This window comes from Corallococcus interemptor (genome assembly GCF_003668875.1).
Classification (GTDB): Bacteria; Myxococcota; Myxococcia; order Myxococcales; family Myxococcaceae; genus Corallococcus; species Corallococcus interemptor.
In genome coordinates this window covers 47,935-53,988 of sequence record NZ_RAWM01000052.1, presented here as the reverse complement: position 1 = coordinate 53,988, position 6,054 = coordinate 47,935, and the positions used below count along the sequence as shown (strand labels likewise).

General features: G+C 70.3%; 4 protein-coding genes. 2 read left to right on the top strand and 2 right to left on the bottom strand.

What is annotated here, in order from left to right:
- Positions 1-772: hypothetical protein (locus D7X96_RS19970; protein ID WP_158626604.1), on the top strand; the 772-nt coding region annotated here is incomplete at its 5' end.
- A 71-nt stretch (positions 773-843) separates the two neighbouring features.
- Here D7X96_RS19970 and D7X96_RS19965 read toward each other — a convergent pair.
- Together D7X96_RS19965 and D7X96_RS19960 are read right to left on the bottom strand one after the other, a co-directional pair.
- Positions 844-2,286, bottom strand: a complete 1,443-nt coding sequence (locus tag D7X96_RS19965) for a glycoside hydrolase family 6 protein (RefSeq protein ID WP_121770462.1) — start codon at positions 2,284-2,286, stop codon at positions 844-846.
- 123 nt (positions 2,287-2,409) lie between these two features.
- Complete coding sequence (locus D7X96_RS19960) at positions 2,410-3,384, bottom strand: YybH family protein (protein ID WP_158626389.1); 975 nt, start codon at positions 3,382-3,384, stop codon at positions 2,410-2,412.
- A gap of 153 nt (positions 3,385-3,537) precedes the next feature.
- Between D7X96_RS19960 and D7X96_RS19955 the strand changes: the two genes are divergently transcribed.
- Positions 3,538-5,979, top strand: coding sequence for an acylase (locus D7X96_RS19955; RefSeq protein ID WP_121770460.1), 2,442 nt, complete (start codon positions 3,538-3,540; stop codon positions 5,977-5,979).
- The last annotated feature ends 75 nt before the right edge of the window (positions 5,980-6,054 follow it).

The window sequence follows — 6,054 nt, the reverse complement described above, 5'->3', positions numbered from 1 at the left end:
CCCGCCCCCGGGTACGGACCCGGCCGCCAGCGCCATCCCCACCAACGAGGCGACGCAGGCCCAGAAGGAGCAGGGCTGGAACGCGCCCCAGACGACCGTCGCGCAGACGAGCAAGAAGGGCTGCGCGGAGGCCACCCTCACCTACCTGGAGCAGGCCGGTGCAGAGGAGGCCGCCCCGCTGACGCAGCAGGAGGCCCGCGAGAAGGTCCGCAACAAGGCGGACACGCTGAGCACGTCCGTGCGGGACCGCGTGAACGTGAACCTGGATGACGGCGCGACCCCGGACGAGATGGGCGCGATGCTCGGAAGCATGGGCATCAAGGTCACCAACGGCTTCGACGAGTGCAACACGGACGCGCTCAGCAGCGCGCTGAAGCACGGCCAGATGGCCCTGGCGATGGTGGACTCCGGAGCGCTGCTCAACACGACCCTGGCGGAGGGCGACAAGGGTCCGGAGAGCGGCGAGCTGCACTGGCTGACCATCGACGGCGTGAACCCGGGCAAGAGCCGGGGCACGGACGACGACCTCTACCGCGTGCGCGACCCCGTCAACGGCGCCTACTGGGTGAAGGCCAGCGACCTGAAGAAGAGCATTGAACAGGCCCAGGCGAAGCACGGCAGCGGCGGCGTGATGACGGTGCAGAAGGACGGCACCGCGAAGACGCCGGAGAAGCGCGAGGCCCTGGCGCAGGCCAACCTGGAGCGCACCCAGGCCCTGGGCAAGGGCAACGGCGGCGCCAGCCGGCGCCTCAGCGTCAGCGAGTCCAGCTAAGGCCCCCTGCATCACCCCGACGCCTTCCCCAGCCTCGCGCCGGGGAAGGCGTTGTCGCATCCGGAGGAGCTTCAGATGCCGTCGATGAGGCGCGTCGCCAGGTCCGGGCTGAACTGTCCGGCGGGCGTGCCCGGGGCGATGCCGCACTGGCCATCCGAGTCCCCTGGCGTCTTCACCCACAGGAGCATCTCCGCGCCGCCGCCCGTCTGGGACGGGGCGCCCAGCTTGCGGCCAGCGGGGTTGCACCACTCGCCGTTGGAGCCGTTGCCGTTGCGGCTGGTGTCGATGACGTACTGCCGCGTGTAGCCATAGCGGCTGTTCAGCGCGGCGTTCACCGCGTTGCCGTACGTGGTGGACTGCGCGGTGGGATGGAAGTTGGAGACGTTGAGGGAGAAGCCGCGCACGTTGCGCACGCCCGCGGACTCCAGGCGCTGCGCCATGGTGTCGGCGGGAATCCAGCTCGCGTTGCCGCCGTCCAGGTACGTCCAGGTGTTGGGCGCGCGGTCGCGCAGCTGCTCGGAGGCGTAGCGGATGAGGCTCAGCCGCGTGGCGCGCTCCGTGTCGTTGGGAAGGCAATCCAGCTGCGCGACGCCGTCCGGCTCCACGATGACCACCGCCGGCCGGTTGCCAATGGCCGCGGCGAAGGTGGCGATCCACGCGCGGTACGCGTCCGCGCTGCCCGCACCGCCGCCGGAGTGGCTGCCGCAGTCGCGGCCCGGGATGTTGTAGGCCACCAGCACGGGCAGCTTGTCCGCCGCGTCCGCAGCGGCCACGAAGTTGGACACGTCCTGGGAGATGTTGGTGTTCCAGTTGCCGAACCAGCGCGCCATCGGCTTCGACGCGATGGACGCGTTGATGCGCGACGCGCGGCCATCCCCGCTGTTGTTGCGCGCCCAGACAGCAGGGTTGGAGTTGGGGTCCACATAGAAGCCGCTCGTCATCGCCACCGGGCCGGAGCCCGTGCCGCTCTCCGTGGTGAGCGAGATGTCATCCAGCCGCACGGTGACGGCGTTGGCGCGGCCGCCCAGCTGGAACGTCACCTGCCCCTGTCCCGACGAGAACGACGACGTGAAGGGGAAGGAGAACCGGCGCGACGTGCCGTCCAGCGTGAACGACTGCGTGAGCGTGGACGTGTACGGCGCCACCTCCTGCTGCACGGTGGCGCGCGCGGTGATGGAGGCCGAGGCGGTGGCGGTGAACGCCAGCGTGTACGTCTGCCCGGCGGTGAGCGTCAGCCCGCTCTGCCCCACGATGGCGTCCCACGGGTTGGCCGTGTTCGCCGCCACGTCCACGCGCCACCGGCCGCTCTCCACATACGACTGCGTGCTGGCGTTGTTCCACCACGGCGCCACCGTGCCGGAGCTGAACGTGCCGTTGATGATCAGCTCGGTGAGCGCGGCCTCCTGCGCCGTCAGGGCCGGAGTCTCGGGAGTGACGGGCTCGGACGGTCCACAGGCCGCGAGCGCGAACAGCGGGACGAACGACAGCCGACGCACGGCACGAGGGGTACGCATGAAGGGGAACTCCTCACCACGGGGGAGCTCCCTTCTTGCGATGCACCACTCGGGAATACAAGACTAAGCGGCTATTTCAGCTCTTGGCGGAATATTGCTGAAACACTCACGCCAAGGGGCCAATCACGGGCCCTGCGGACCAGGGCTGGAGTTGCCGCCGTCCGCGACGTAGCGCCACTGTCCGTCGGCCTGCCGGCGCCAGACGGTGAGGTACTTCACGTGGTCCACCTCCGGCTGGCCCTGCTCGTTCTTGCCGGTGGCGATGGCGCGGCCCACCGTGTACGCGAGGTCGCCCGAACCGGCGGCGTCTCCCAGCACCGGCTCCCAGCGCAGGTCGATCTTGTCCAGCGTGAACGGCGCGTAGGCCTTCGCGACGGCGTCATGGCCGAAGATGCCGGCGGACCCCTGCGGCAGCACCGCGTCCTCCGCGGCCCAGGCGGTGAAGGCCTTGCCCATGCCCTCGGCGGTGGACTGCGCGGAGAACGCGCGGTCCGCGGCCTTCGCCTCCTCCAGCACCTGCGCGGGCACCAGCGCGCGAGGCTCCGGGAGCGGCAGCGTGGACGACGGCGTGAAGCCCGCGGGCGGCGTCATCGGCGTCTTGGCCGCGTTGCGCACCGCCACCACCACGCGCCACTGCCCGTCCGGCTGGCGCTTCCACGCGGTGATGTAGCGCCCGGAAGGCCGCACCGACGTGCCGCCTGACTCCACCGACGCGTTACCCAGCGAGTACCCCAGCGTCCCGTCCGCGCTCACGTCCCAGCGCACCGGCGTCCAGCGCACCTTGCCCTCCGCCTCCAGCGGATGCGCGGACAGCCACGCGCGGATGGCCTCCTTGCCCTTCTGCGCGTACTCGCCGTCCACGAGCAGCACCGCGTCGTCCGCGACGAAGTCCGCGAACGCCTGCGCCGAACCGGACTTCTCCGCCGCGTCCGACATGGCCTGCTCCGCCGCCCTCAGGCTCGCGCGCGAATCCTCCAGGGACTGCCGCGCCGTACCCGTGCCAGCGGCCTCCGCGCCCGGCCCGGTGGCCTTCGCTCCACCGCACCCCAGGGTCCCCAACGCCGCGACGACGAGCGCGCCCGCGAACATCCGTTTCATGTGCTGGTTTCCTTTCGTGAAACACCCGCGGGCCCCAGCCATACACGTAAACACCGGATTCCGCTCGCCCCGTATCCCGGGACGATCCAGGAATGATGCGTTTCTACAATTAGGAGGGAATTTCTTTCCCCACCGCGAAAAGGAATCCCTCGAATGGATGGACGCAACGGAAGGACCGGTGGCGCCGGGCTGCTGCCGCTGACGGCGCTGCTGCTGGCCACCGCCTGTGAGCCGCGCGCCGCGGCGCCGGAAGGCACGACCGCGACGGTGAAGCAGGGGGCGGGCAGTCTCTCCGCCACCGTGCGCAGGACGGCGCATGGCATCCCGCACGTGCTGGCGGACGACTTCGCCGGCGTGGGCTACGGCTACGGCTACGCGTTCGCGCAGGACAACTTCTGCGCGCTGATGGACTCGCTGGTGACGGTGAACGCCCAGCGCTCGCGCTACTTCGGGCCGGACGCCACGTACCTTGCGGCCCTGGGCAGCCAGTACAACAACCTCAAGAGCGACTTCTTCTACCAGGCCATCATCGACGACGGCACGGTGGACACGCTGCTGGCGAAGCCCGCGCCCCTGGGCCCGTCCCAGGACGCGCGCGAGCTGGTGCGCGGCTACACGGCCGGCATCAACCGCTACCTGAACGAAGTCGGCGTGGACGGCATCTCGGATCCGCGCTGCCGCGGCGCCGCCTGGGTGCGCCCCATCACCGAGCGCGACCTGTACCTGCGCTACTACCAGCTGAGCCTCTTCGCCAGCTCGCTGTACTTCCTGGACGCGCTGGTGGACGCGAAGCCCCCGTCCCTCTTGCCGGACGGCACGCTGCCCCTGCCGCTGCCCGCGCCCGCCACGCTGGACCGCAAGGTGTTCCCCAGCTCGGAGACGCTCGGCCTGGGCAGCAACGCCTTCGGCCTGGGCGCCCAGGCCACGCGCAACGGCAAGGGCATGCTGCTGGCCAACCCGCACTTCCCCTGGGAGGGCTCGGAGCGCTTCTACGAGGCGCACCTCACGGTGCCGGGCAAGCTCAACGTCTCCGGCGTGAGCCTGCTGGGCGTGCCGGCCATCCTCATCGGCCACAACGAGACGCTGGCCTGGAGCCACACCGTCTCCACCGCGTACCGCTTCACCCCGTTCGAGCTGAAGCTCGTCCCGGGCTTCCCGACGAAGTACCTGTACGACGGCCAGGTTCGCGACATGACGACCCGCACCGTCACGGTGCAGGCGAAGGAGGCGGACGGCTCGCTCACGTCACGCCAGCACACGTTCTACCGTTCGCACCTGGGCCCGATGCTGGAGTACCCGGCCGGCCTGATGACGTGGAACGGCCTCACCGGCTACGCGTTCCATGACGCCAACGCCTCCAACCTGCGCCTGCTGGACGCGTTCTTCGCCATGGACCGCGCGGCGAACGTGGACGAGCTGCGCACGGCGCAGGACACCTGGCAGGGCATCCCCTGGGTGAACACCATCGCCACGGACGCGCAGGGCCGCGCGTACTACGCGGACATGAGCGTGGTGCCGCACGTCACCGACGCGAAGCTCGCGCGCTGCGTGCTGTCCCCCATCCCGCTGCTGGTGCTCGCGAGCGCGGGGCTGCCGGTGCTGGACGGCTCGCGCTCCGACTGCGCGCTGGGCAGCGACGCGGACGCGGTGGAGCCGGGCATCTTCGGCCCGGGCAGCCTGCCGCGCCTGCAGCGCGCGGACTACGTCACCAACTCCAACGACAGCTACTGGCTGCCCAACCCCGCCCAGCCGCTCACCGGCTTCCCGCGCATCCTGGGCGGGGAGAAGAACGTGCGCAGCCTGCGCACCCGCCTGGGCCTGAAGATGGTGCAGGGCCGCATCGCCGGCACGGACGGCCTGGAGGGCCAGGGCTTCACGCTCCCGCAGCTCCAGACGGTGATGTTCAACAACCGCAACTACTCCGGTGAGCTGCTGCGCGACGCCGCCGTGGCGCTCTGCCGCCGCACGCCCTTCGTGCTGATGCCGGACCTCACCTTCGAGGACCTGCGCCCCGCCTGCCCCGTGCTGGCCGCGTGGGACCTGAAGGGCAACGTGGACAGCCGGGGCGAGCTGCTCTGGCGCGTGTTCATCCTCAACGCGGTGGGCGTCACGGGCGGCCCGTACCTGGTGCCCTTCAACGCGAACGACCCGCTCAACACGCCGCGCACGCTCAACACGCTGAACCCGGCGGTGGCCCAGGCGCTGGGCACCGCCATCCGCACGCTGCGCGAGCGCGGCATCGCCCTGGACGCGACGACAGGCTCCGTGCAGGGCAAGCGCAAGAACGGCGTCTTCTACCCGGTGCACGGCTGCGCCCACGACGAGGGCTGCTTCAACCAGATCGCCAACCAGCTGCTGCCGGACGGCACCTATGAGCCCATCCTGGGCTCCAGCTTCGTCATGGCCGTGTCCTTCACGGACTCAGGGCCCGTGGCGAAGTCCGTGCTCACCTACTCCCAGTCCACGAACCCGGCCTCGCCCTGGTTCGCGGACCAGACGGCCATGTTCTCCCAGAAGCAGTGGGTGGACCGGCGCTACACGGAGGCGGAGATTTCCAGCGACGCGGCGCTGAGCGTCACGCACCTCCAGGAGTAGCCAAAGCCAGACATCGGGGCTTGAACGCGGCCCGGCGCCTATTGAAGGCGCCGGGCCGTGGTGTTTTCAGGCCTT